Raw genomic sequence first — 22,984 nt, forward strand, 5'->3', positions numbered from 1 at the left:
GTGAATGAGTGCTGACCCGACGGGGAGGGCCTGCCCTGCTGGCGGAGGCGGTCGCCAGCGGCGTCAGCACCGGCTGCAACGCCCGCCTGTTCCAAGTAGGGGAACCCGCTCCCCGCAGCCAAGGCCGAGCGGGCCGCGAGCGGGTTCGGCCGGTCTTCCGCACTGTTGTGTATCTGGCTCTTCATATATGAACGATGCTCATGTATGGTCGCCGACATTATGAGGAACCGCTGGTTGTCGCCGATCGCCGTCGTGGTGCTGGCCGCCGTCATCGGGCTGGGCGCGGCGTTCGACCCGTCGGGGCTGGCCGCGCCGTACACGTGGACGGGCGCCGACCTGCTACCCGTCGCCGGGCTCTGGCAGGTGGCCGCGCTGGCCGTCTACGTGCCGCTGCTGCTGGCGGGGGTTGGGGTGCTGGCGTGGGTGGTCGAGCGCGGGCGTGCCCCGCTGCGCACGGCACTGCTGGTCTGGGGCGCGGTGGTGTGGTCGGCGATGGCGGCCAAGCTGATGATGTCGCTGGTGACGGCCTTCGGTGATGTGGTCTATCTGGCGTGGTCGACCGGCTTCACCGGCGTCAAAGCGGCGATCTTCGGCCTGCCGGTCCTGGCAGCCACCTGGCTCCCCCAGCTCCTACGCCGCCGCCCCACCCCACCCCCTTCGAGCTCGACCTCCCCAGGGCCGGGCGCTGGACCCACTGCGGCCTCGGGGGCGCTTTTCCCGCGGGCTTCGGGGCCGGGGTGGGTGGCGGCGGGGGTGGCCGTGGTCTTGGGTGCGCTGGTCGGTGGGGTGTGGTGGGGCGGCTCACCCGTCGGGTACGCCATCGGCGACTCCCCGCTGGCCCCGGCGCCCGAGGCGGGACCGTTGGGCTGCCTCGCCGCCGTCACCCTGCTTGGCGTGATGACCTGGGTACTAAACCGCTGGCTCAGTGCCACCACCTCGCCGCGAGCCGTCGTGGCCGGGATCTCCGCGCTGGGAGCGGCCGCGACGCTGGGCCTGGTCGAGGTGGCCATCGGGCTCCCCAATGACCTGGTGGGTGGCGACACGTTCTGGGCTCCGGCGATCATGCTCCGCCTCGCCCCCGCGCTCTCCCTCGGCGCCCTGCTCGCCCCCGCAACGGCAGCCCTCGTCGCCCTCCTCCCCGCCCTTCTCCCGGCGCGAAGAACCGCCCTTCTCCCGGCGCGTAAGGGCGTCGTCTTTTCTGCGCCGATACGGATGGCGGCTGTCGTGGCCGCGGCGGCGCTCGCCGTACCGCTCCTGCAGCCCGGCACCACCATCGCGCAGCCACCACGCACCAAGGGCCTGACGCTCTCAGCCGACCGCAGGATCGTCGACGCCGACGGCGACGAGGTGCTGCTGCGCGGCGTGAACGTCAACCAGCTCGAAGACTACTTCCAGAAATTTCCGGACAGGGCGGTGACGCGGCCGCTCACCGAGACCGACTTCGCCGGCATGGAGCAGATGGGCTTCAACGTCATCCGCCTCGCCCTGTCCTGGTCAGCCCTGGAACCCCAGCCCGGCCACTACGACCCAGCCTATCTCGCCAGGATCTCCTGGGCCGTCGAGACAGCGGCCAAGCACGGCCTGCGCACGGTCATCGACATGCACCAGGACGCCTGGAGCAAGGGCGTCAACGCCGCCCCCGGCACCACCTGCGAGAACGGCTCCCCGATGCACGGCTGGGACGGCGCCCCCACCTGGGCCGACCGCTTCGACGGCGCCCCCAAGTGCGAGTTCACCGGACGCGATATCTCCCCGGCCGTCGCCCGCGCCTTCACCAACTTCTACCAGGACAGGGACGGCATCCAGACCCGCCTGGTCGCCGCCTGGGGCATGCTGGCGGAGCGGTTCGCGAGCGAGCCGATGGTCGCCGGATACGACCTGCTGAACGAGCCCGGCTTCGGCGAGGCCCCGCCGATCACCTCCGGCGTCCTGCTCGGGCGCTACTACGACCGAGCGATCAAGGCCATCAGGGCGGGCGAGAAGCGCGGCTTCCCGCACCTGGTCTTCTTCGAGCCGTCCGTGCTCTGGTCGGGTCTCGGCTTCGACGTCTCGGTGCCCAAGGACTTCACCGACGACCGACTGCTCGTCTTCGCCCCCCACCTCTACAACGAGTCGATCACCATCGACCAGGGCACCGGCCTCACCATCACGAGCATCGAGCGCGGCTTCGGCCTGGCGAGCCGGGCGGCGGCGTACTACGGCGCCGGGCTCTGGTCGGGAGAGTGGGGTTGGTTCGGCGACCCCGCCTCAGCCCCGATCACGAAATACACCGACCATGAGGATCGGCACCGCATCGGCGGCGCATTCTGGGTCTGGAAGCAGTCCTGCGGCGACGCCCACGCCGGAGCCGAGTCCAAGACCGGCGGCAACCTCGTGATCGAGGATTGTGCCACCGGGAAGGACCTGCCCCCGCCCCCCGAATACGTTGCCGAGCTCTCGCGCCCCTACCCCCGCTCCGCCCCCGGCCGCCTGACCGGCCTCACGTCCGATCAGGCGAGTCTCACGGCCCAGGGCGAGGGTGCCGGGTGCGGCCTGGACGTCTGGTTCCCTGGCGACGCCCGGCCGGTCGTCCGTAGTGCCGGACTCACGGGCGTCGCCGCCCGGCAGGCACCGGGCGGTTGGCGCATCACCGGCTGCGCTCGGGGCGCCTACACCCTGACGGCACACCGCTAGCCCCGTTCCGCGACGCTCGAAGGCAAGCGCCTAGGTCACAACCCCTCCCTCGCCGGCGTCTACCGCACCCTCGCGGAACACTAGAAGGCCCAGCACTACCCCGACGCCATCGAACAGGCCCGCACCGTGCGCCGTCCGAGCCGGGCCGTCCCGACAACGTCTCCGGCCACGCGCAGACCGTCGCGCTGGCCGGGCAGGGCAACACGCTCGCCCTTCCTCGGCACCGGCACCAGCGGGTCGGCCACCGGCACGCTGACCGTGCACTATGCGGACGGCTCCGCCGGGAAGAGGCTTCTCGGGTTCGCCAACTGGTGCTGCCTCGATCCCGCCGCCTACGGCTCGAAGGTCGCCTTCTCGACCAAGGGCAAGAACACCGCCGCCGGTCCGAACCAGTACCCGACCGTGGACTACCGCGTCTTCTACAACGCGTACGGATCAACCCGGCCAAGGAGGCCGTGGCCGTCACCATGCCGGACAACGGGGCCGTGCACGTGTTCGCTGCCACCGTGACGTCCGCTGCCCTGCCACCGGCGCCCAGAGGCGAGGTGTGGGCGTCCGACCATCCCTGGCTGTCGGCCACGAACGGCTGGGGACCGGTGGAAAAGGACCGCAGCAACAACGACAGCGCGGCGGGTGACGGCAACCCGATCAGCCTCGGCGGGACGGTCCACGCGAAGGGGCTCGGGGCGCACGCGACGTCGGTCGTGTCCTACTACACCGGAGGCGGCTGCTCCGCCCTGACCGCCGACTGGGCTTCGGCCAGGTTCACCTGCTGAAGCGGGCCCTTTGAACGGCCGGGACGGTCCCGGCCACGTGCCGGGGCCGCACGCCGGCGCCGGCTGACCACTCCCCCACGAAGGGCGGAACCGCACTGCGGACCGCCCTTCACCTATGCGTCTCCGCAACACGGATGCCATAGCCAAGATGTACCATTTGGTACATGCGTTTTGAATCCGCGATCAGGATCGCCGCCAGCCCGCAGCGCGTGTGGGAGGTGTTCAGCGACGTGGAACGCTGGCCTGAATGGACCGAAACAGTCACGTCTGTGGAACTCGCCGAGCCGGGGCCGTTGAAGGTCGGGTCGCGGGCGAAGATCAGGCAGCCGAGGCTGCTGACGGCGCTCTGGGAAGTGACCGAACTGGTGGAAGGCGAGTACTTCGTCTGGGCGAGCAGGAGCCCGGGCGTACGAGTCACCGGAGGGCATTGGGTGGAGGCCGCCCCGGACGGCACGCTCTGCCGGTCGACCATAGACCAGGAGGGGCTGCTCGGCCCACTCATGGCACGGCTGACCGGCAAGCTCACCACCCGCTACCTCGCGCTGGAGGCCGAGGGCCTGAAGGCGCGCAGCGAGCAGAGGTGACACCCAAGGAGAAGTGGCTGGCCCAGGCGATCGAGTACTTCGCCTCCCACGGGGTCGGGGACGCCAGCCTCCGTTCCATCGCGACCGGCCTCGGCACCAGTCACCGCATGCTGATTCACCACTTCGGCTCACGGGAAGGCTTGCTGTCCGAGGTCGTACGAGCTGTCGAGGCGCAGCAGCGGGCGGCCCTCGCGGACCTGGACGCGGACGCTCTGCCCCTGTGGGAGAGCTGGCAACGCTTCTGGGACAAACTCGTCAAAGCCACCATGATCTACGGGCATCTCTTCTTCGAACTCTCCGCACACGCCATGCAGGACCGTCCGTACGCCCAGGGCCTGCGGAACGATCTCATCGCTGTCTGGCTGCCCCCACTGACCGACATCTGCCTACGGAGTGGCATGAGCCGGGAGGAGGCCCCCGCGTACGCTCGACTGAGCCTGGCCGCCACCCGCGGCCTCCTCTTCGACCTGCTGCTGACCGGCGACCGGAAGGGCGTGGACGAGGCGCGCCTGCTGCTCGACCGGCTCTTCCACGAACTGGCCGAGTACCCCGCGGACAGGCGGAACTCGTGATCGTGACCTCAAATCGATCGGCCATGTGAACGTGACCGCGTCAGGAAGGCTGGCCTGAGTACTGCCTACGCGGCCTGAACGTCGTGGAGAACTGCAACGGCACCAGTGGCTCCTGGACAGAGACGTTCGGCAGGACCAGGTTCAGGTGTGCCGGGGCTGCGGCAGTGACCGGACCGAGCGGGTTGTGGGTGGCGAGGTTGTCTACAGCACCACCCGGCGCCGGCGTCAGGGCTGCGGCGAAGGGTGGTCAGCTCCGGGCCTACCGCATCGCATCCCGGAACTGACCGCGAGGCTTCAACGTTCGCGGCTCACCCTTTCCACCGCCGTCGTGCAAGCCTCCAGGCCCGCATCATCGGGCAGTACGCCGAGGCCGGGCTCGGCCGGAACCAGCATTTCGCCGCCGTCAAGCACGAACGGGCGGGTGATGTCGCGGTGGTAGTAGCGCTCGGTGGCGGAGATGTCTCCCGGCAGCGTGAACCCGGGCAGGCTGGCCAGCGCCAGGTTGGCGGCCCGGCCGAGGCCGGTCTCCAGCATGCCGCCGCACCAGACCGGCACGCCGTTCGCCTGGGCCAGGTCGTGGATGCGGCGTGCCTCCAGATAGCCGCCGACGCGGCCGGGCTTGATGTTGATGATCGAGCAGGCGTCCTGTCTGATGGCCTCGGCCGCGTCGCGCGCGCTGGTGATGCTCTCGTCCAGGCAGACGGGCGTGTCCATGCGGGCGGCGAGCGCGGCGTGTGCGCGCAGGTCGTCTGGGGCGAAGGGCTGCTCGACCAGCGCGAGCTCGTAGGCGTCGAGTTTCGCCAGGTGCCTGAGGTCGCCGGGCTGGTAGGCGGTGTTGGCGTCGACGGTGAGCATCACGCCGGCGCCGAACGTCTCACGCACCGCCCTGACGGGCTCGAGGTCCCAGCCGGGCTCGATCTTCAGCTTGACCCTGGCGTAGCCGGCGGTCAGATGCCGGTCGACCGTGTCCAGCAGCGCGTCGACGGTCTCGGTGATGCCCACGGAGACGCCCACGCGCACGCGGCGGCGTACCCCTCCCAAGTGGGCGGCGAGGCTGGTGCGGCGTGCCCGCAACCAGCAGTCCAGCACCGCCATCTCCACGGCCGCCTTGGCCATCGGGTGCCCGCGCAGGTGCCGCAGCGCGGGGCCGACCGTCGCCGGGTCCAGGTCGAGCGGGGCCAGCGCAGGCAGTATGAACCGCTTGATCACGTCGGCGGCCCCTGCGAGATATTCGGGGCAGTACGTCGGCTCATCGTCGGCCACGCACTCGCCCCAGCCCTCGCCCTCGTCGCTGAGCACTCGCACGAGCAGCGCGGTGCGTACCGTCTGGGTGCCGAGCGAGGTGCGAAACGGACTGACCAGCGGCAGCGTGATCTCGCGCAGTTCGACGGCGTCGAGCTTCACGCGGCATCCCCGCAGGTGAGCAGGTACCAGCCGGAGCGCGTGAACCCGGTGACCCGGTATCCCCGGTCGAGCGCGCCGCCGAGCCCGCTCTCCAGCGCCGCCCGCCACCGCTGGGTCGCCGCCGGATCCGCTGTACGGAGCGACTCGACGTCCGCGGGGGTCGCGCACCGCAGCAGCGGCGCGCCCTCGGCCTCCCGTACGGTCCCCGTCTCGTCCACCACGACCACCCCGTCGCGATCCGAAACCGGCGGAGGAGCGGCGCCCTCGATCGGCCAGGTGACGAAGAGCCGGTCGGACGGCCCGCCGTCGTTGATGCCGTCGCTCATCGGCCCGTAGAAGTCGGGCAGGTAGGCACCGACCTGGGCACCCAGGCGGGCGAGGTTGAAGAAGGCGTTGCGCCGGACCAGGGGGTCGAACGTCCATGACACGGCGACGAGCCCGTGCTCGGCCGCCCAGGCCCGCTGGTGTTCCTTGAGCGCCCGGCCCACGCCGCGTCCGCGCGCCCTGGCGGTGACACCCGCGACGTGCGAGTGCAGGCTGTGGTCCGCCGCCCGGAAGCCTGCCGCCACCCCGACGAGTTCGTCGTCGAGGAAGGCGCCGCCCACGTACCCGCCGGCGTGGGCGAACGCGCACATCAGGTCGAGGGCTATCGGCGGGTCGTCACCGCGTCTGGTCCCCCAGACCTCGCGCAACAGTCGGTCGGCACGCTGCAGCGCCCTGGTGCCGTGGAGGGATCGGATGATGAGGTGTTCGGCCATGGGCCTCAGCATCGCGGTGCGCGCCGCCCGGGGCGTTGGCGTCCACGCCGAAGTTCACCCGGTCTGCTTTGTGGCGCCGTTCAGCCTCAGCTGAAGGGCGAGCACCAGGCGCGTGTCCGGGTCGTCCAGCGCGATCAGCTCGCCGATCCTGCGCAGCCGATACCGCAGCGTGTTGGGGTGCAGCGACAGCAGCTCGGCCGCGCGGGGCACGTCGTAGTGGGCGCCGATCCAGACGGTCAGGCTGTGCACGTAGTGCGTGCCGTGCCTGGCGTCGTGCGCGGCGACCAGCGCCAGCGGCTCGCCGGACAGGGAGGGTTTGGCGCGCAGCCCGGCCTCCGTGTCCATGAGGAACAGTGCTGCCGACAGCTCCTCGTGCGAGGCGGCCACTTCCTGGGTGAACGGCCCGCAGACCGCGCGCAGCGCCTCTTCCGCCTGCCGCGCGCCGGCGGGCGCGGCGGCGACGGAGGAGACGGTACGGCCGATGCCGGCCCGCCAGCCGCCGCCGAGCCGCTCGCTCACCCTGGCCAGGGTGTCGACGGTGATTCTGCGGAGCAGCGGCGCGGACGCCTCGGCCGCGACGATCGCGTAGGCGCGGCCGTTCACCACGCCGGTCGCGGCCCTGATTCGATAGGCCACAAACGTGGTACGCAGCAGGTCGGCGGCGTGCGTCGCGGCGAAGGCGTCGGCCGAGCCCGCGTAGGAGCCCAGCGTCACGACCGTCACCGGTTCGCTCGGCAGCAGGCCGAAGGAGGTGGCCAGCTCGTCGACCGCGCCGATGCCGCGCAGCAGCCAGCCCAGGCACTCGTCCCGCCGTCGCCGCGCCTCGTCGGTGGCCAGGTTGATGCGCGCCAGGTGCGGCGCCGCGGCCGCGGCCGCCTCCTCGAGCACCGCGGCGGCGTCGTGAGCCAGCGGCTCCTCCGCCCGCACCGCCCAGATCGTGCCGAGCGCCTCGCCATGCGCCCGGATCGCGATGGCCAGGCGGGGGTAGAACTCGCGCGGCACGTAACTCCAGACCACCCCGTCGGCGCGCAGCACGGCCGCGTACTCCTCGGCGTTGGTCGGGTGCTCGGGCACCCGGCGGCCCAGGATGCCCTCCTTGCGCAGCTCGTCGATCCGCTGGCCCTCGACCGTGGAGTAGGCCAGCACCCGCATCGCCAGATCCTCGATGGCCACCGCGCCACCCACCCGGGCCGCCACCTCGTTGGCCAGCACGAACAGGTCGGCCGCCCGGGTGGCGCCCGGGTCCTCGGCCGGGGCGACCATCGCGAGCAGGGCGTCGACGAGTGTGTAGAGCTGCCCCCAGGACAGCTCGGGCGGTGCGGCGAGCAGCGCGGTGCCCGCCGCCTCGGCCGCGGTGGCCAGCGCCTGCTCGTCGCAGGTGCCCGGCTTGGCCACGACGACGGCCACGCCGCTCTCGCCCGCGCGGGCCAGGATCTCGGCCGACGGGCGGCCGGTCACCAGCAGGACCGCGCCGTCGAGCCCGGCCTGCGGCCCTTCGGGGTCGTAGATGACCGGCGTTCCCACCAGCGGCTCCCGGCCTTGCGGCAGCGCCAGCGGGCGCACTACGTCGTGGCCGAGGCTGTCGATCAGCACGCCGAGCGTGACGCGCCCGCGCGCCGTCACCGGGCGCCCCGTCTGAGCATCCTGCCGTGCCTGTCACCGGTGAACTCGCCGTCGGCGATCACCTGGCGGCCGGCCAGGAAGACGTGCTCCACGCCGGTCGGGCGCACGTCGGCGATCGCGGCATCGGCGCGCCGCGGTGGTCCGCCGAGCCCGTCGTGGCCGGTCCCGTCGCGAAGCAGCAGGTCATGCATGGCGCTAGGCTCCCTTGCCCGCCATCGCGGGCGTTAGGTACGGAAAGATGAGATCTCAGGGCGTGGCGGGTGCGGAGGTCAAGAGCCGGACCCGCTCCTCCGGAAGAGCAGGCGGTGGCGAGCGCGAGTACGACGGGGCCGATCAGCCTTCGAAGCGCATCCGGCGCAGGCCGCCGCCGCTCACCAGCAGGTCGCCTTCGTGGAGACGGAGTGTGAACGGCCCCGCCGTCCATGCTCCGCCTGGGGCTGGTGCCGCCGGCAGCTTCAGCTCGCGGCCGATGCGCACCTCGCCATCGCTCACGGTGGCGTCGACGCCGAGCTCCCGGCTGCGGAAGACACCGTCGGGCATCGGCACGTCCGAGGGCGGCTCGGCGGCGTCGAAGGCGACAGGCGGGCGTGACAGGGGGCCGGTGCGGAGCAGCAGCCGGTCACCGTCGATCTCCAGCCAGGCGCCCTCGGCCGCTCCCGCTCCGTGCCAGCGCCCGTCGGCGCCGGCGGTGAACACTCCCACGTCCGGGACCGCGATGCCTTCAGCAGTGGGTTCGAGGGTCAGCGTCCCGTCCCCGGCAGGATCGTGCCAGTGCAGCCGCTCCGGCGGCGCCATGGTCCCCGGCGCGGGCTTCGGCGGCTCCTCCTTTCCGAGAAGCAGCCGTGCCAGCCGGTGCGACAGGCTCACCGGATCGACGGCCGTCTGGTTGGACAGCACCGCGATGCCGACCCCAGGATCGGGCAGATACAGCAGGTTCGACCGGTACCCGTGCATGCCGCCCGCGTGCCCGAACCAGCCCTCGCCGTGATAGATCCCCAGCGCGTACGGCTGGACCGTGCCGTCGGCCAGCACCCCGCGCTCCAGCAGCCGCTCGCGCAGCTCGGCCCCGAGCACCCGCCCGTCCGCCAGGAACCCGAACCACGGCGCCAGCTCCGCCACGCTCGTCACCAGCCCGCCGTCGCCGACCGCGCTCTCCTGTGTGTCGGCCCTGCGCGGCTCGCCCTGCGCGTTGGCATAGCCGTACGCCAGCTTCTCCAGCGGCACTGACGCGTCGTCACGGAACACCGAGTCGGCCATCCCCAGCGGTTCGAAGAGCCATTCCCGCGCGAACTCCGCCAGCGACGAACCCGCCACCCTGCCCACCACAACAGCCGCGAGCACGTACCCGGTGTTGGAGTAGGCGAAATCCGTGCCCGGCGGGAACGTCGTCCATCGGATGCCCGCGAGCATCTCCAGCAGCCGCTGCTCGGTCATCTCCGCCAGCGGCACACCCGTCAGCGCCTGCAGCGCGTACCACTCCGGCAGGCCGCCCGTGTGCTGCAGGCACTGCCGCAATGTCACCGGCGCCTCCAGACTCAGCTCCGGCACGTGCACGCGCACGTCGTCGTCGAGCGCCAGTTTCCCGTCCTGCTCCAGCAGGAGCACGCAGGCCGCCGTGAACTGCTTGCTCATGCTGGCGATGTCGAACCTGGTGCGCTCGTCGACCGGCACGCCGAACTCCACGCACGCCGCTCCCTGGGCGACCGTGAGCACCGCGGCTCCGTCGGCGTACACTCCTGCGGCCAAGCCGGGAGTGTGCGGGCTGACCAGCGAGAGTACCTCACGCTTGACTCGTTCGAGATCCATGTTGCCAGTATCACCAGGCGATCGGCGCCGCCCTTTGGCGTGCGCGACGACGGATGCGGACCGTTCTTTGTCCTGCGGGCACAAGAGGGCGCCGGGCCTGGGTTCCCTGTGAAGGTCAGCGGCGGCCGAACAGGGCCATCCGGCTGATCATGGCGTCGGCGGCGAGGTGGTAGCAGACCGTCACGCAGCCCAGCACCTCCGTGGGCGTGCCGAAGGTGGCGGCGAGGGTCTTGTCGGCGATCCTGCGCACGCCCGGGATCTGCGCCCCCAGCTCGGCCGCCGGCGTGCTCGGCATGTCGATCTCGAGCTCGAGCACCTCCGGCAGCTGGAGCGGCGCCAGCTCCCCGGCCCCCCGAACGGTCTCCGCCGCCGCCTCCCGGATCAGCCGCCTGGCCTCGGCCGGCGAGAGGCTGTCGGCGGCGGTGTGCCCGTGCGCGACCTTGACGGCGACCGTGCGCACGCCGGGGAAGGCCTTCTCCGCGACGCCGCAGATGACGTCGTCGCCGGTGAGCAGGCCCACCGGGACGCCGACCGCGGCGGCCTGCAGCGCGTTGACCTCGGCCTCCGACACCGGCCTGCCGTTGAGCCGCACCTCGTAGAAGTGCGAGGAGTAGGTGTGGGCGAGCACGCCTGGCGAGCCGGCGGCGGCGTGGTAGCCGAGGAACATGGCCACGTCGTGCTCGGCCGAGATGCCCTCGGCCATGCAGTCCAGCTTGGGAGTGCCGAAGATCAGCCGGGCGCGCGGATCGAGCTCCTCGTGCAGCAGGTTGTCCATGGTGCCGTGGCTGTCGTTGACCAGGACGCTGTCGGCTCCGGCCGCGAACGCGCCCTCGATGGCGGCGTTGGCCTCGGCGGTCATCAGCCGTTGCGATCGCGGATACCCGTGGCCGCCGCGGACCACCTGGTCCATGGTCGCGATGCCGGTCACGCCCTCCATGTCGATGGAGATGTAGACCCTCACTGGCTACTCCTTTCGTTGGCCGACGTCACAGGATGTCACTCTGGGGGACGGCGGGCTTTGTCGTCGGGGCCGAAGCCGGGTGCCCGCCTTGGGCGTCCCGCACAGCGGAGGGGATCACGAGAGCGGCGCCGACGGCGAGCAGGCCGAGCCCCGGGCCTGCCAGTGCACATGGATGGCGGCATGCGCTTCTCAATGACCATCCACGGGGAGTTCGAGTCCTGATTCGCCACCTCCCCGGCGCGGCCGCCGTCGCACACTCACCAGCACGAGCCCGACCGTCGCGGCGACCACCCCGGCGGCCAGCCAGCCGGGCGACCCACCGGTGATGGGCCGGCAGTCGGCGACGCACAAGATGGGATCGATTCGTACCACGTCGGCGCCCTGGAGGATCCACAGGAGGCCCAGCAGGATGAGGAGCGTCCCGCCGACGGTCCTCGCGGCCCTACGCCATCTCACGGCTTCATCCCCTCCGTCTCCGGTGAGGGCAGGTACGGTGCTGGTCGTTCGGGGAGGGGCTGGGGCATCGCGTCACCTTCGGCTACACTAAAAGTATTAAGGAAGCTTTACAAGGATAGGTTATAAGGTGACCGAACAACACACAACCGCGGAGTCGTTCCTGCCGCAGCTCATCGGTCAGGCGTTCAACCTGATCATCGACGGGCTCTACCACCACCTCATCGAGAACGGGTACGAGGATCTACGCCCCACTCACTACCTGAACGTGTTCCGGTTGATGGACTGCGACGGCACCCGGCCCACCACGCTGGCCCGTAGAGCCGGGATGACCCCACAAGCGATGAGTGAACTCGTGGGCTACCTGGAACAGCACGACTACGTGCGACGCGTCCCCGATCCGACCGATGGCCGGGGCAGGGTCGTCATCTTCGCCGACCGGGGGACCCGCGCCGCCGAGATCAGCGCCACCTACTTCGCCGAACTGGAGGCCCACTGGGCCGTCGTCGTCGGAGCCGGCGGCCTTCAGGACGTCAAGTCCGCCCTCGCCCAGATCCTCGCTCATGGCACGCCCACGCCGAGAGCAGCCACCCCGTCGGGGGTTTCAATCCAGTCGACCGCCACGCCCGCGCCATCCAGGCGGACGAGGCGTGCTCCACAACGACCTGCTTGATCATCCTCATGGGACGACGGCTCGCGCGATCCGCCTCTCCCAAGTCGACCTAACGATCAGTTTTGTACATGGGCACTAAGGCACTACTGCTCGCAGCGCCGACGCGCGATATGGACGGTGATGTCGGCGGTAATCTCCACCGTCGCGGGCAGAACCTGCATGATCCGGCCAAGCACCTGCTCTTGCTCCAAGGCCGGCAACATGAGATAGGCCGAGACCGTCGAGAGATGGCCAACGTAGTCGCGAGCACTCATCGTCAAGCGCCGCTCGACCACGGACTGCTGAACGTCAGCGAACCACTCCGACCGCTGGAGCTCCGTACCCGGCCACTGCATGTCATGCTCCGGAGGCGTTCCATCCGGAGACGGAACCTCGTCGCTCGCCAAAAACGGTGACCGTGCCACGCGAACGGCTTCCTCCACAGCCGGGTCAGCCAGCTGGACCGGCCCTCCGAACGAAGCAAACACGCCGCCAGGCTCCAGAAGCGCCGCCATGCGTGACCACCGACCCTCCGGGTTTGTCCAATGCAACGCCGCTGCCGCATAAACCAGCCCGTACCTCTCGCCTGGTCGCAAGTCCTCGAACGCGGCTTGCACGGTCCTGACGTTTGCCGGGACGTGCTTGCGCAGCTCGGCCAGCATGGCGCTATCAGGCTCGGTCGCGGTGACCGTGACTCCTCGTTGGGCGAACAGGCGGGTTGCTTTGCCTGTGCCGGCGCCAATTTCGAGGGCAGTCCGAACCGGCTGAGCCGCGTACGCCATCACTTTGTGGAAAAGCTCCACGGGATACCCCGGCCGGAACTGTTCGTATGCTTCCGCGATCACTCCGAAGCTCAGTGCGCGACTAGACATGCCGAGCATCTTGACACGAGCTGCGCCGTCAACGCTTGATCTTTCGCTTGGCCTGGCCACCCGATCGTCGGCAGCAGAGACCTGAAGCCATAACGACAAAGCACAAGCCGCTGACGTGGCTGGACGCCCCCTACGAGGCGGGTTGGATCCTTCGCCTGCGGTCGTACTCAGGCTTGTCCGGCCGCGTCCGCTCTCAGCATTCTTTGCACAGCGGTGTCCACCAGCCCGTGGATCTCCTGTTCGGTGAAGACGTCGGGGAGTGTCAGCCGCTCCACGATGAGCCAGTTCAGCGTGAGATAGAGGAGCACCACCGAGGTCGAGTCGCCCGGCAGGCCCGAAACGGCGTGGTAGCCGATGTTGGCGTCGATGTCCTCGCGGATGCGTTTGGTCAGCACGGCGCGCAGCTCGGGACGCCGGGTTGCCTCCAGCCGGAGTTCGAGCAGGGCCAGGTAGCCGGAGTTGAAGGAGGAGACCCTGTCCACCACCTCGTGCATGAGCTCGGCATAGCGGGCTTCGTCCTGTACGCCCTCCCGGCTTCGGGCGATCGTGGCCTCGTCGGGCAGAAGTCGTTCGTAGATGCGCCCGCCGACCTGGGTGAACAGGTCGTCGCGGTTGGCGAAGTAGTTGGAGGCCGTGCCTGTGGGCACGGCCGCCTCCGCATCGACGGCCCTGAAGGTCAGCCCTCGCGCTCCCTCCCTGGCCAGCACCTCGATGGCCGCGTCGATCAGTGCCTGCCGCCGCTCGGTGTTCTTCCGCACTTGACATCACTCCATTTGTAGTACTACGTTCAAACCACTTCAACTAGAGTACTACATCCGAGGTGAATTCACATGCGAAAGCTTGTCTACTACGTCGGAGCCTCGCTCGACGGCTACATCGCGGGCCCCAACGAAGAGTTCGACTTCTACCCGCTGTCGGACGAGATGGCCGCCTGGATCAACGCCCGCTATCCCGAGACGCTCCCCACCCACATCCGCAGGCTCGTCGGCCTCGACGGTGTACCCAACAAGGTCTTCGACACGCTGGTGATGGGTCGCGGCACCTACGAACCGGCCCTGCGGGTCCCCACCACCAGCCCCTACTCCCACCTGCGCCAGTACGTCGTCTCCAGCACGCTGACGATCGACGACCCGACGGTGGAGGTGGAGACCGGCGACGCGATCGAACTGGTCCGGCGGCTGAAGGAGGAGGACACCGGCATGGACATCTACCTCTGCGGCGGCGGCAGGCTCGCCGCCGCCCTGCTCCCGGAGATCGACGAGATCATCCTCAAGAGCTACCCCGTGGTGGCGGGCACTGGCATCCCGGTGTTCTCCGGGGAGTTCCGCCCCACCCTGTTCACCCCCACCCGGCGCGAGTCCTTCGACAACGGCGCCCAGGTCACCTGGCTCACCAGGGCTTAGCACCGCAAGGAGTATGACTCGGGAAAAGCGCCGGGCAGCCGTGCGGAACCTGCTCACACCCCACAAACGAGGTGCATCCCGACCGGATCTGCGGCGGCCAGAACGTTGGTCGAATTCAGCGAAACCTGATCACGCGCCTAGAGCCGGATGTCCGGCTGCTTGCGACGGAGCAGGTGCATTCCGGCCACGACACCGGCCACCGCCGCTGCAGCGAGCCCCACCGCGATGACGACGATCGTGGTGAGCGGCGTGCCGGCCGGACTTCCCAGGTCCGTTGCGGCGGCCTGCGCCGGTGCCCCGGCGAGCTGTGGCGGCGCGTTGGTGGCCTGCGACGGCTCAGGTGCGACGAGGTCTCGTGCGGTCACGTCCACGGTCTTCTTCGTCTTGGCTGGTTCGGTCGTGGTCACCGTGACACGCCACACGCCGGTCGGCAGCGGCTGGGCGGCGCGGTAGAGATTCTGGCCCTCGGGCGCCGAGACGAGCTTGACCGGCCCGAAGGAACGGCCGTCGGCGGAGGTCGCGGCCATCGTCCCGATGACGGTGTCCCTGACCGGGTGACGATCCTTTTTCCAGGTGGCCACCACGTTGACGCCATGGTCGCCGTCTCCGGCCACCTCCAGGACGATCGCTCCGCCGTGCGCGGAAGCCGCAGGCGCGCCGAGCAGCAGAACGAGCACGGCGAGCAGGACAGCCGCTGCGGTGTTCCTCAGTGTCGTGTTCACGAATTACTCCCCTCGTGTTCGGGATCGGCGGTGAGTGCCCCACTGCCGGGCGAGGCCGGCAGGAACACGTGCTGGTGCCCGTAGCCCGCGTCGACGTTCACCGCGTCGAGGGCGGTGGCGCCGATCGACCAGGTGAAGATCGCGTCAGCGCGTTGCCGGATGGCGAGGGCCGTCACGGTCTCGCGGATCGGCCCGGTGAGTGCCTGCGAGCTTGCGTATGTGTCGACGGTGGTGGCGATCTGACGTACGGCGGAGGCGAGACTCGAGCGTGCCACGTTGGTGGCGGTCTCGCCGCCCGGCTGTGCGCCGAGGACCGGGACACCATCACTGTCTTGTGCCGGCTGATGGCCGCCACCTCCCGATGGACGTGCGTACTGATCAGAGCGGAGTGGGGCGGGTGCCCCGCGACGAGCGTCGCGGGGCACCCGCGAGGGAATCAGCGAGCGGCCGGGGCTCGTCCGGTGGCGCCGGGGTTGACCTCGCTCATCGTGCGGCCTTCGAGCTGCCGCCGTACTGAGCGATCAGCGCGTCGGCGTCGCGGACGAGCGCGGCTCGGACCTGGTCGTCCGTGACGATCGAGGTGTCGCCCGCGGGTTCCCTGAACTTCTCCAGCTCCTTGACAATCTTGGCGTTGTCCTTCTCCTTGGCCTCCGCGTCGCGGACGCCCGCGAGCCTGCCGCGGAGCGTGTGCGCGTTCTTGTCGGTGAGCTTCCCGGCCCCCTCGAAGCGGTCGATCAGGTTGCCGACGTCCCCCGTCGAGGTGACGACGGAGAACGTCACCACCTGCTCGGTCTGGTTGTCGGCCTTGTTGGTGGCGGTGACGGTGAGCGTGTGCTCGCCCAGCGGGAGCTCGTACAGCACCAGAGCCTTGCCCGACTCGAACGGCTTGCCGTCCAGCGTGCCGTTCACCGACTTGACGCCGGACCCCGAGTCGAGGGCCTCCCAGCTGATGCCGAGGTCCTGGCTGTCGCCGTACTTCTCGCCGGCCGCCACACCGGAGATCAGGACGGTCGGGGCCTTGGTGTCGATCTTGGCGGTTACGGCCTTGACGGTCTCGACGTTCCCCGCCTTGTCGGTCGAGCGGTAGCGCAGCTCATGCTGCCCCTCGCCCGAGAGGGTGACCACATCCGTGTACGGCGCCCAGGAGCCGCCGTCCAGGGAGTACTCGATACCCGCCACGCCGGACGTCTCATCCTTCGCGGTGAGGCTTACCGGCACCGCCTGGTTGTGCCATCCGTCGTCGTTCCCCGCGGCGTTCTGGGCGGTGGTCGTCGGCGCTGTCGCGTCCACCTTGACCGCGAGGGTCTTGGCGTTCTCGACGTTGCCCGCCTTGTCCGCCGAGCGGTAGGCCAGCGTGTGCGAGCCGTCGCCGGAGACGATGACCGGGGTGGTGTAGCCGGTCCAGGCGCCGCTGTCGAGCTGGTAGTCGGTACGGTCGACCCCGCTGCCGTTCGCCTCGTCGGCGGCCGTCAGCGTGACCGTGACCGGAGCGGTGAACCAGCCGCTCCCCGGCTGCGCCGGGGCGGTCGTGGCGCTCGTCGACGGCGCGGTCTTGTCGTCGGTTCCGGTGCCGCCCTGGGAGAGGTGGAAGGAGGCGAACGTGGCCGTCTTCGACTCCGTCTGGTTGACGCCGAAGGCGAATACGCCGACCTTCGCACCACTGGCCACCTTGGCGTTCTTCACCGGCGCCGACGTTCCGTTCGCAGCCATCTCGGTCCACTTGGCGCCGTCGGAGGAGTAGTACCCGTGGAAGGTGTCCGCCTCCTTCTTCAGCCGCAGCCACCACACGCCGCCGGGGAGCGAGGTGACCTGCGGTTGCGGCTGCTGTACGACCCCGCCGACCTCGCTGCGCAGTTCGATCCTGCGCTCCACCGCCGAACCCGGGGCGTTGTCGGTGATGAAGTCGAACTTCACGTAGTCGTCGTCACCGGCGTACACCATGAGCCCGCCCTGCTGGTAGGCCTGGTTGAACGCCGACGCGTCGATCTTGGTCTCCAGCGTCCAGTCACCGTCCGGCGCCTTCTGCAGGATGAAGTTCTTCGGCGCGGTGTTGCCCGTCCCGAAGATGTCGCCCTTCGAGGTGTCGATCTCCAGGTTGCCGCCGGTCACCCGTACGGCCGAGGGGTCGGACCGCACGATCGCGTTCCAGCGGCAGCCGTCGAGCGCCGTGCCGTCGAACTCGTCGTCCGGCTTCGGCGTGGTCGCCGTGTCGTCGGGGGTGATCTGGAACCAGTCGAAGGACGCGTCGATCACCGGGCGGCTGCCGGTGCCGGACAGGGAGAGCAGTCCGATCTTCGGGGTCTGGATCCCGGCGAGCGGCTTCGTCTGCGGCATCGCGGTGAACGTGATGCCGTCGGCCGAGTAGAAGGCGGTCAGGTTGGTGCCGTCGCTGACAAACCGGACGTACACGGTGTCGGGGTAGGCGTCCCCGAGCGCGGCCGTGTTGCTCGCCGCCACCTCGTTCGGTTTGCCGTTCTCCTCTCGGATGAACTGGAAGATGCGGTTGGCGTGGTCGTTGGCGCCGCGCGCCTGCAGCACCATCTTGGCGTAGTTGTCGTCGTCGCCGTAGAGGACCAGGCCCGCCTGCTGGTAGGAGTCACGGGCGTCGAGGGTGACCTTGGCCGTGGCCGTCCAGGCTCCCGACGGCGCCGGTTGTACGACGATGTTCGAGGTGTTGCCGCCTGCTCCGTAAAGGTCGGTGTTCGACGTCGGGATCACGAGCTTGCCGTCCGCGACCTTGAGGTTCTGGTTCTCCCTGATGACCGACCAGCGGCCGCGGTCGAGCTCCGTCCCGAGGAAGTCGTCGGAGCGGCCGGACAGACACGCCGTGTTCGGCGCGTCCACCTTGATGGAGAGCTGCCCCTTGGCCGACGCGCCCTTGGCGTCGGTCACGGTCACCGTGGCGGTGTAGGTTCCCGGCGCGGCGTAGGTGTAGCTCGCGTCCGCGGTCGTCGGCTCCGGGGCTCCGTTCACGCCGAAGTTCCACTTGTAGGTGAGCGGCGTGTCGCCGTCGGGGTCGGTGGCCGCTGCCGTGAAGTCGACCTTCAACGGAGCGACACCCGATGTCGGGTTCGCCGAGAGGGTCACCTTCGGGCGCTGGTTCGCCGTGACTCCGGTGCCGATGAAGTCGACCCAGTTGACATTGACCAGGTAGGAGTTGTCGGCCGCGTTCGCCGGCTTGCGCACGACGAAGTACAGGGGTCCAGTGTCCGCCGGCGGGTTCGTCAGGTTCAGCGTGACATCCTGGTAGGTCTGCCAGCCGCCGGTGCCCGGCACGTCGACCGAGCCGATCAGCGTCCCGTTCTCGGGGTTGCCCAGCCGGACCTGCACGGTCCCGCCGGAGGCGCCGGATGAGGCCCGCAGCCGGATGCCGGTGATGCCGGTCAGGTCGACCGGGGCGAACGACCACCAGTCGCCGTCCTGGGTCCACCCGATGTTGAGGTTGCCGCCCGCCGAGTCCTCCGTGGGCTGCGTCTGCACGCCAGCGGCGTCGGTGCCCTTGCCGTCCGCCACCCGGCCGGTCTCGGTGAAGTGCTCGGCCTGCTTGCGCTTGGTCTGCAGGATGACCTGACCGCGCCCGGTCAGCGCCTGGGCACCGTCGGAGCCGCCGTTGTCGGTGTAGCTGGCCTCGATGACGTAGAACAGGTTGTCGTCGGTGCCATGACCGCTGTCCGTGAGCGTCTGCAGGACACCCTCGCAGCCCTTGTGCTGGTCGAGGGGGTGGCCGTGGCTGTCATGGCCGAGGATCGCCTGGATCTGGACCTTGTCGCAGTCGATCGTGCCGTCCTCGGGGTCGGTGACCGTGACCTTGTACTTGACCTGGTCGCCGAACTCGAAGAAGCCGCCGTTCGGCGGCAGGTCGAAGGTGATCTTCGGCCGGGTGTTGCCCGCCACGACCGCCACGCTCGCCGTCGCGGTTTTCTTGTCGGCGTTGGTCACCGTCAGGACCGCGCTGTACTGGCCCGCCTTGGTGTAGGTGTACGTGGGGTTGGGGTCGGTCGAGTCGACGGTGCCGTCGTTGTTGAAGTCCCACGCGTAGGTGAGTGCCTTGCCGTCCGGGTCCCGCGTTCCCTCGCTGGAGAACTTCACCGCCAGCGGCACCGGCCCGTCGGTCTTGTCCGCCGAGGCACGGGCGATGGGCGGCCGGTTGCCCTTGATGTACTCGATGCGGTAGATGCCTGAGTCGGCGTTGTCGCCGCCGAACCCAGATCCCCACTCGATCAGGTACAGCGCGCCGTCCGGGCCGAACCTGAAGTGCATGGGCTTCTTGAAGCCCACGGTCTTGAAGAGTTGATTGATCTTGGCGAGCTTGGTGGCGTCCTCGTTGAGCTGGAACGAGAACATCTTGCTGCTGTTCCACTCGGCGAAGATCGCCTTGCCGTCCCAGTACCCCGGCCATTTGACGTCCGACTGCAGGTCAGGGTCGTAGCGGTAGACCGGGCCGGCCATCGGCGCGCCGCCGCTGAGCTCGGGGAAGTTCTGCGCGTCGGTCGCGTAGTGGTACCAGACCGTCGCCGCGGTCGCCGCTGGCAGATTGGTCAGGCCCGTGTTGTTGGGCGAGTTGTTGACCGGCGCGGCGCAGTTGAACGCCGACCCGGACGTCTTGGTGGCGAAGTCGTAGTCGATGTACGCGCTGTTGTTGCCGATGCAGTACGGCCAGCCGTAGTTGCCCGGCTTGCTGATCAGATTCCACTCGACCGTGTTCTGCGGGCCCCGCGTCGCGCTCGCGGACCCGGCGTCGGGGCCGTAATCCGCCACCAGGGGATATCCGGTCTTCGGGTCGAGACCGATACGGAAGGGATTGCGGAATCCCATGCCGTAGATCTCCGGCCTGGTCTTCGCCGTACCCGGCGCGAACAGGTTGCCCTGCGGCACCGTGTAGGTTCCGTCCGCCTCGGGGTGGATCCGCAGCAGCTTGCCACTCAGGTCATTGGTGTTGCCCGAGGTGCGCTGCGCGTCCCATGCCGCCCGGCCGGACTGCTCGTCGATCGGCGCGTAGCCGTCGGAGGCGAACGGGTTGGTGTTGTCGCCCGTGGCCAGCCACAGGTCACCGCTCTTGTGATCTATCAGCATGCCGCCGCCGTGGTGGCAGCACTCGGCCCGCTGCACCGGAACGTCGAGGATCTTCTTCTCGCTCGACATGTCGAGGGTGTCCCCCTTGACGGTGAACCGGCTCAGCCGGTCGACGTTCTCGCCCGAAGGCGAGTAGAGGAGGTACACCCAGTTGGTGGTGGCGAAGTCGCGGTCCAGCGCCAGCCCGAGCAACCCGCTCTCGTTGGCGGTGAACACGCTCAGCTTGCCGGCCGACACCGTACCGCCGGCGGACTTGATGATCTTTATCTCGCCCATCCGGTCGATGTAGAAGACCCGGCCGTCCTGCGCGACGTCCAGCATCATCGGGTTCGAGGTGTTGTCGTCGAGGGTGACCTTCTCGAAGCTGCCGGTCTGCGAGGCCGAGCAGTCGGCCTTCACCGCGCCCGCGGCGGTCTTGATGCCACCGAGGAGCAGGTTCAGGAACTGCGGCTCGGTGAAGCTCTCCTTGGTGTGGCCGAGGCCCGTGTACCACGAACGGCCGCCGTCGTAGTCCTGGCACCACGTGTTCGGGTGGTCGATTCCCATGGTGCCGCCGGAGTAGGACTTCTCATTCAGCGACGTCAGCACGTGCACGGTGTCGCGGGGGTTGGCCTGGTAGTCGTACCACTCGTCGGTACGGCTCCACGACGTGGGCAGATTCGCGGTGGACGGGTGTGCCGGGTCCTCGACCGTGACGGTGGCCTGCTGGATCGCCGGGTGCGACTTGAAGTACGCCCCGACGAGTTTGCCGTACCACGACCAGCTGTAACCGCTGTCGGCGGCGGCGTGGACGCCCACGAAACCGCCGCCTGTCTGGATGTATCGCTGGAAAGCGTCCTTCTGCTCCTGCGTACCCAGCGGGTCTCCGGTGGTGGAGAGGAAGATGACGGCCTGGTACTGCGCCAGGTCTTCGTCGGTGAACTTCGCGGAGTCCTCGGTGGCGTCGACGGCGAAGCCGTTGTCCTGGCCGAGCTTCTGGATGGCGGCGATGCCGTCGGGGATCGAGTCGTGCCGGAATCCGGTGGTCTTCGAGAAGACGAGCACCTTGAAGGAGTCGGCCGCAGCGGCGGATCCCGCCGTCACCGCCTGTGCCGGCGGCGCGAACAGCGGCAGTAAGGGCAGGACAAGGCCGAGGGCCATCGTCGCGGCCACCCGTCGTAAGGCGCGAAATCGGTGAACTGTCAAAGCAGCTCCTCTGGGGGGTGAGATGAGGGCGAACTCATCGGATCGGGGTGGATGGGACAGGCTGATGTCGGCGTGCCACCCGTCGCGACACAGCGGTCGCGCGGGCGTCATCGTGATGGCCGGAAGGTGCCGCCCGCCGCCCTACCTGACGTGGCACAACTCCTCTCGTCTCCCAGGCGTCATGTGCCTGCCGGAGCCAGATCGCCGATGACATGGGTGAGGCCGGACGGGCGGAACCAGCAGCGGGCGGTCGCCGACCATCAGCGCGCCTGGCCCGGAGCCTCGGCGGCCGCCGCCGGCGCTCACCCGCGTACTCCCATCAGATGCTCGAGGGCGAGCTGGTTGAGGCGGGTGAAGTGGTAGCCGCGGAGCGAGGCCTCCTCCAGGTCGAAGTCGTCGTTCAGGAGGTCGGCCGGTGTCTCGCCGGGCGCGAGCGTGGGCTGGGCCAACTCGTCCACCCGGGAGGCCCGCAGCGCCTCCTGTACCTCAAGGTCGGCGCGGAAGGCGCGCGCCTTCTCCTTGAGGATCAGGTACGTGCGCATGTTCGCCGCGGCGGAGCCCCAGACGTCCTGCGCGTCCTCGGTGCGCAGAGGCTTGTAGTCGAAGTGGCGCGGGCCGTCGTAGCCACCGTGCTCCAGCAGGTCCACCAGGAAGAAGGCGCTCTTCAGATCCCCGTGGCCGAAGATCAGGTCCTGGTCGTATCGCGGACCGTGCTGGCCGTTCAGGTCGAGGTGGAACAGCTTGCCATGCCACAGCGCCTGCGCGGCGCCATGCACATAGTTGAGCCCGGCCATCTGCTCGTGGCCGACCTCGGGATTGAGGCCGACCATCTCGGGGTGCTCCAGCTCGTTGATGAAGGCGAGCGCGTGGCCGATCGTCGGGAGCAGGATGTCGCCCCGCGGCTCGTTCGGCTTGGGCTCGACGGCGAAGCGGATGTCGTAGCCCTGGCCGAGGACGTACCCGCAGAGAATGTCCATGGCCTCCTTGTAGCGGGCCAGTGCCGCCCTGATGTCCTTGGCGGCGTCGGACTCAGCGCCCTCGCGGCCGCCCCAGCACACGTACGTCTTCGCGCCGAGCGAGACCGCGAGGTCGAGGTTGCGCATGACCTTCCGGATGGCGTGACGGCGGATGTCGCGGTCGTTGCTGGTGAACGCGCCGTCCTTGAACACCGGGTGGGTGAACAGGTTCGTCGTGGCCATCGGCACCTTCATGCCGGTCTCGTCGAGCGCCTTGCGGAAGCCCGCGATGGCCTTGTCCCTGTCAGCCTCGACGGCGAGCAGGTCGTCGTCGTGGAAGGTGACGCCGTACGCGCCCAGCTCGGCCAGCCGGTGCACGGTCTCGACGGGGTCGAGCGGGGCGCGGGTGGCGTCGCCGAACGGGTCGCGGGCCTCCCAGCCGACCGTCCAGATGCCGAAGGCGAAGCGGTCGTCAGGGGTGGGTTCGTACATACTTCTCTCCCTTGTGGGC

At 69.4% G+C, this 22,984-nt stretch carries 19 protein-coding genes; 6 read left to right on the forward strand and 13 right to left on the reverse strand.

The window, feature by feature from the left end; all coding sequences use genetic code 11:
• The first annotated feature begins 219 nt into the window (after positions 1-219).
• The 4 genes from ABZ297_RS06415 to ABZ297_RS06430 all read left to right on the forward strand — a co-directional run bounded on the left by ABZ297_RS06415 (position 220) and on the right by ABZ297_RS06430 (position 4,605).
• Positions 220-2,673 carry a cellulase family glycosylhydrolase gene (locus ABZ297_RS06415; protein ID WP_355340311.1) on the forward strand — a complete coding sequence of 818 codons (2,454 nt, stop codon included), beginning with the start codon at positions 220-222 and terminating at the stop codon, positions 2,671-2,673.
• Between the two features lie 455 nt (positions 2,674-3,128).
• Positions 3,129-3,449 carry an NPCBM/NEW2 domain-containing protein gene (locus ABZ297_RS06420; RefSeq protein ID WP_355340314.1) on the forward strand — a complete coding sequence of 107 codons (321 nt, stop codon included), beginning with the start codon at positions 3,129-3,131 and terminating at the stop codon, positions 3,447-3,449.
• Between the two features lie 164 nt (positions 3,450-3,613).
• Complete coding sequence (locus ABZ297_RS06425) at positions 3,614-4,033, forward strand: SRPBCC family protein (RefSeq protein ID WP_355340317.1); 420 nt, start codon at positions 3,614-3,616, stop codon at positions 4,031-4,033.
• Positions 4,030-4,605 carry a TetR family transcriptional regulator gene (locus ABZ297_RS06430; protein WP_355340320.1) on the forward strand — a complete coding sequence of 192 codons (576 nt, stop codon included), beginning with the start codon at positions 4,030-4,032 and terminating at the stop codon, positions 4,603-4,605. Before ABZ297_RS06425 ends, ABZ297_RS06430 begins: the two co-directional genes overlap by 4 nt.
• A 294-nt stretch (positions 4,606-4,899) precedes the next feature.
• Here the strand turns inward: ABZ297_RS06430 and menC are convergent, their stop codons facing one another.
• The 7 genes from menC to ABZ297_RS06465 form a co-directional block, all read right to left on the reverse strand.
• Complete coding sequence (menC, locus tag ABZ297_RS06435; RefSeq protein ID WP_355340323.1) at positions 4,900-6,009, reverse strand: o-succinylbenzoate synthase; 1,110 nt, start codon at positions 6,007-6,009, stop codon at positions 4,900-4,902.
• The gene (locus ABZ297_RS06440) at positions 6,006-6,767 is read right to left on the reverse strand and encodes a GNAT family N-acetyltransferase (RefSeq protein ID WP_355340325.1); all 762 of its coding nucleotides are present in this window, start codon (positions 6,765-6,767) and stop codon (positions 6,006-6,008) included. The genes menC and ABZ297_RS06440 overlap by 4 nt, the downstream gene beginning before the upstream one ends.
• Positions 6,768-6,821: 54 nt before the next feature.
• Complete coding sequence (locus ABZ297_RS06445) at positions 6,822-8,390, reverse strand: helix-turn-helix domain-containing protein (RefSeq protein ID WP_355340328.1); 1,569 nt, start codon at positions 8,388-8,390, stop codon at positions 6,822-6,824.
• On the reverse strand, positions 8,387-8,581 hold the full coding sequence (locus ABZ297_RS06450; protein WP_355340331.1) for a hypothetical protein: 195 nt from the start codon (positions 8,579-8,581) through the stop codon (positions 8,387-8,389). The genes ABZ297_RS06445 and ABZ297_RS06450 overlap by 4 nt, the downstream gene beginning before the upstream one ends.
• A 142-nt stretch (positions 8,582-8,723) precedes the next feature.
• On the reverse strand, positions 8,724-10,196 hold the full coding sequence (locus tag ABZ297_RS06455; RefSeq protein WP_355340334.1) for a serine hydrolase domain-containing protein: 1,473 nt from the start codon (positions 10,194-10,196) through the stop codon (positions 8,724-8,726).
• Positions 10,197-10,311: 115 nt separating this feature from the next.
• Positions 10,312-11,157, reverse strand: coding sequence for a M55 family metallopeptidase (locus ABZ297_RS06460; protein WP_355340337.1), 846 nt, complete (start codon positions 11,155-11,157; stop codon positions 10,312-10,314).
• Positions 11,158-11,346: 189 nt separating this feature from the next.
• Positions 11,347-11,613 (reverse strand): hypothetical protein, encoded by a 267-nt coding sequence (locus tag ABZ297_RS06465; RefSeq protein WP_355340340.1) that lies wholly within the window; start codon positions 11,611-11,613, stop codon positions 11,347-11,349.
• A 127-nt stretch (positions 11,614-11,740) separates the two neighbouring features.
• On the opposite strand from ABZ297_RS06465, the gene ABZ297_RS06470 reads away from it, so the two are divergent.
• Positions 11,741-12,283, forward strand: coding sequence for a MarR family winged helix-turn-helix transcriptional regulator (locus tag ABZ297_RS06470; RefSeq protein WP_355340343.1), 543 nt, complete (start codon positions 11,741-11,743; stop codon positions 12,281-12,283).
• An 83-nt stretch (positions 12,284-12,366) separates the two neighbouring features.
• On the opposite strand, the gene ABZ297_RS06475 is transcribed toward ABZ297_RS06470, so the two are convergent.
• Both ABZ297_RS06475 and ABZ297_RS06480 read right to left on the reverse strand, forming a co-directional pair.
• A complete protein-coding gene (locus ABZ297_RS06475; protein ID WP_355340346.1) occupies positions 12,367-13,134 on the reverse strand; it encodes a class I SAM-dependent methyltransferase in 768 nt (255 codons plus the stop codon).
• A gap of 167 nt (positions 13,135-13,301) precedes the next feature.
• Positions 13,302-13,892, reverse strand: coding sequence for a TetR family transcriptional regulator (locus ABZ297_RS06480; RefSeq protein WP_355340349.1), 591 nt, complete (start codon positions 13,890-13,892; stop codon positions 13,302-13,304).
• 72 nt (positions 13,893-13,964) lie between these two features.
• Between ABZ297_RS06480 and ABZ297_RS06485 the strand changes: the two genes are divergently transcribed.
• The gene (locus tag ABZ297_RS06485) at positions 13,965-14,537 is read left to right on the forward strand and encodes a dihydrofolate reductase family protein (protein WP_355340352.1); all 573 of its coding nucleotides are present in this window, start codon (positions 13,965-13,967) and stop codon (positions 14,535-14,537) included.
• A gap of 137 nt (positions 14,538-14,674) precedes the next feature.
• Here the strand turns inward: ABZ297_RS06485 and ABZ297_RS06490 are convergent, their stop codons facing one another.
• The 4 genes from ABZ297_RS06490 to xylA all read right to left on the reverse strand — a co-directional run bounded on the left by ABZ297_RS06490 (position 14,675) and on the right by xylA (position 22,965).
• Positions 14,675-15,259 carry a hypothetical protein gene (locus tag ABZ297_RS06490; RefSeq protein ID WP_355340355.1) on the reverse strand — a complete coding sequence of 195 codons (585 nt, stop codon included), beginning with the start codon at positions 15,257-15,259 and terminating at the stop codon, positions 14,675-14,677.
• A complete protein-coding gene (locus tag ABZ297_RS06495; protein WP_355340358.1) occupies positions 15,256-15,534 on the reverse strand; it encodes a hypothetical protein in 279 nt (92 codons plus the stop codon). Before ABZ297_RS06495 ends, ABZ297_RS06490 begins: the two co-directional genes overlap by 4 nt.
• Positions 15,535-15,742: 208 nt before the next feature.
• Positions 15,743-21,472, reverse strand: a complete 5,730-nt coding sequence (locus ABZ297_RS06500; RefSeq protein WP_355340361.1) for a ThuA domain-containing protein — start codon at positions 21,470-21,472, stop codon at positions 15,743-15,745.
• A 347-nt stretch (positions 21,473-21,819) separates the two neighbouring features.
• The gene (xylA, locus tag ABZ297_RS06505; protein ID WP_355340364.1) at positions 21,820-22,965 is read right to left on the reverse strand and encodes a xylose isomerase; all 1,146 of its coding nucleotides are present in this window, start codon (positions 22,963-22,965) and stop codon (positions 21,820-21,822) included.
• Positions 22,966-22,984 lie beyond the last annotated feature (19 nt).

The organism is Nonomuraea sp. NPDC005983, from assembly GCF_040614375.1.
GTDB lineage: Bacteria > Actinomycetota > Actinomycetes > Streptosporangiales > Streptosporangiaceae > Nonomuraea.

Coding starts and splice junctions, on each gene's coding strand:
- ABZ297_RS06415 (WP_355340311.1), top strand. CDS start 220: ATGAGGAACCGCTGGTTGTCGCCGATCGCCGTCGTGGTGCTGGCCGCC.
- ABZ297_RS06425 (WP_355340317.1), top strand. CDS start 3,614: ATGCGTTTTGAATCCGCGATCAGGATCGCCGCCAGCCCGCAGCGCGTG.
- ABZ297_RS06440 (WP_355340325.1), bottom strand. CDS start 6,767: ATGGCCGAACACCTCATCATCCGATCCCTCCACGGCACCAGGGCGCTG.
- ABZ297_RS06450 (WP_355340331.1), bottom strand. CDS start 8,581: ATGCATGACCTGCTGCTTCGCGACGGGACCGGCCACGACGGGCTCGGC.
- ABZ297_RS06455 (WP_355340334.1), bottom strand. CDS start 10,196: ATGGATCTCGAACGAGTCAAGCGTGAGGTACTCTCGCTGGTCAGCCCG.
- ABZ297_RS06475 (WP_355340346.1), bottom strand. CDS start 13,134: ATGTCTAGTCGCGCACTGAGCTTCGGAGTGATCGCGGAAGCATACGAA.
- ABZ297_RS06485 (WP_355340352.1), top strand. CDS start 13,965: ATGCGAAAGCTTGTCTACTACGTCGGAGCCTCGCTCGACGGCTACATC.
- ABZ297_RS06500 (WP_355340361.1), bottom strand. CDS start 21,472: ATGGCCCTCGGCCTTGTCCTGCCCTTACTGCCGCTGTTCGCGCCGCCG.
- xylA (WP_355340364.1), bottom strand. CDS start 22,965: ATGTACGAACCCACCCCTGACGACCGCTTCGCCTTCGGCATCTGGACG.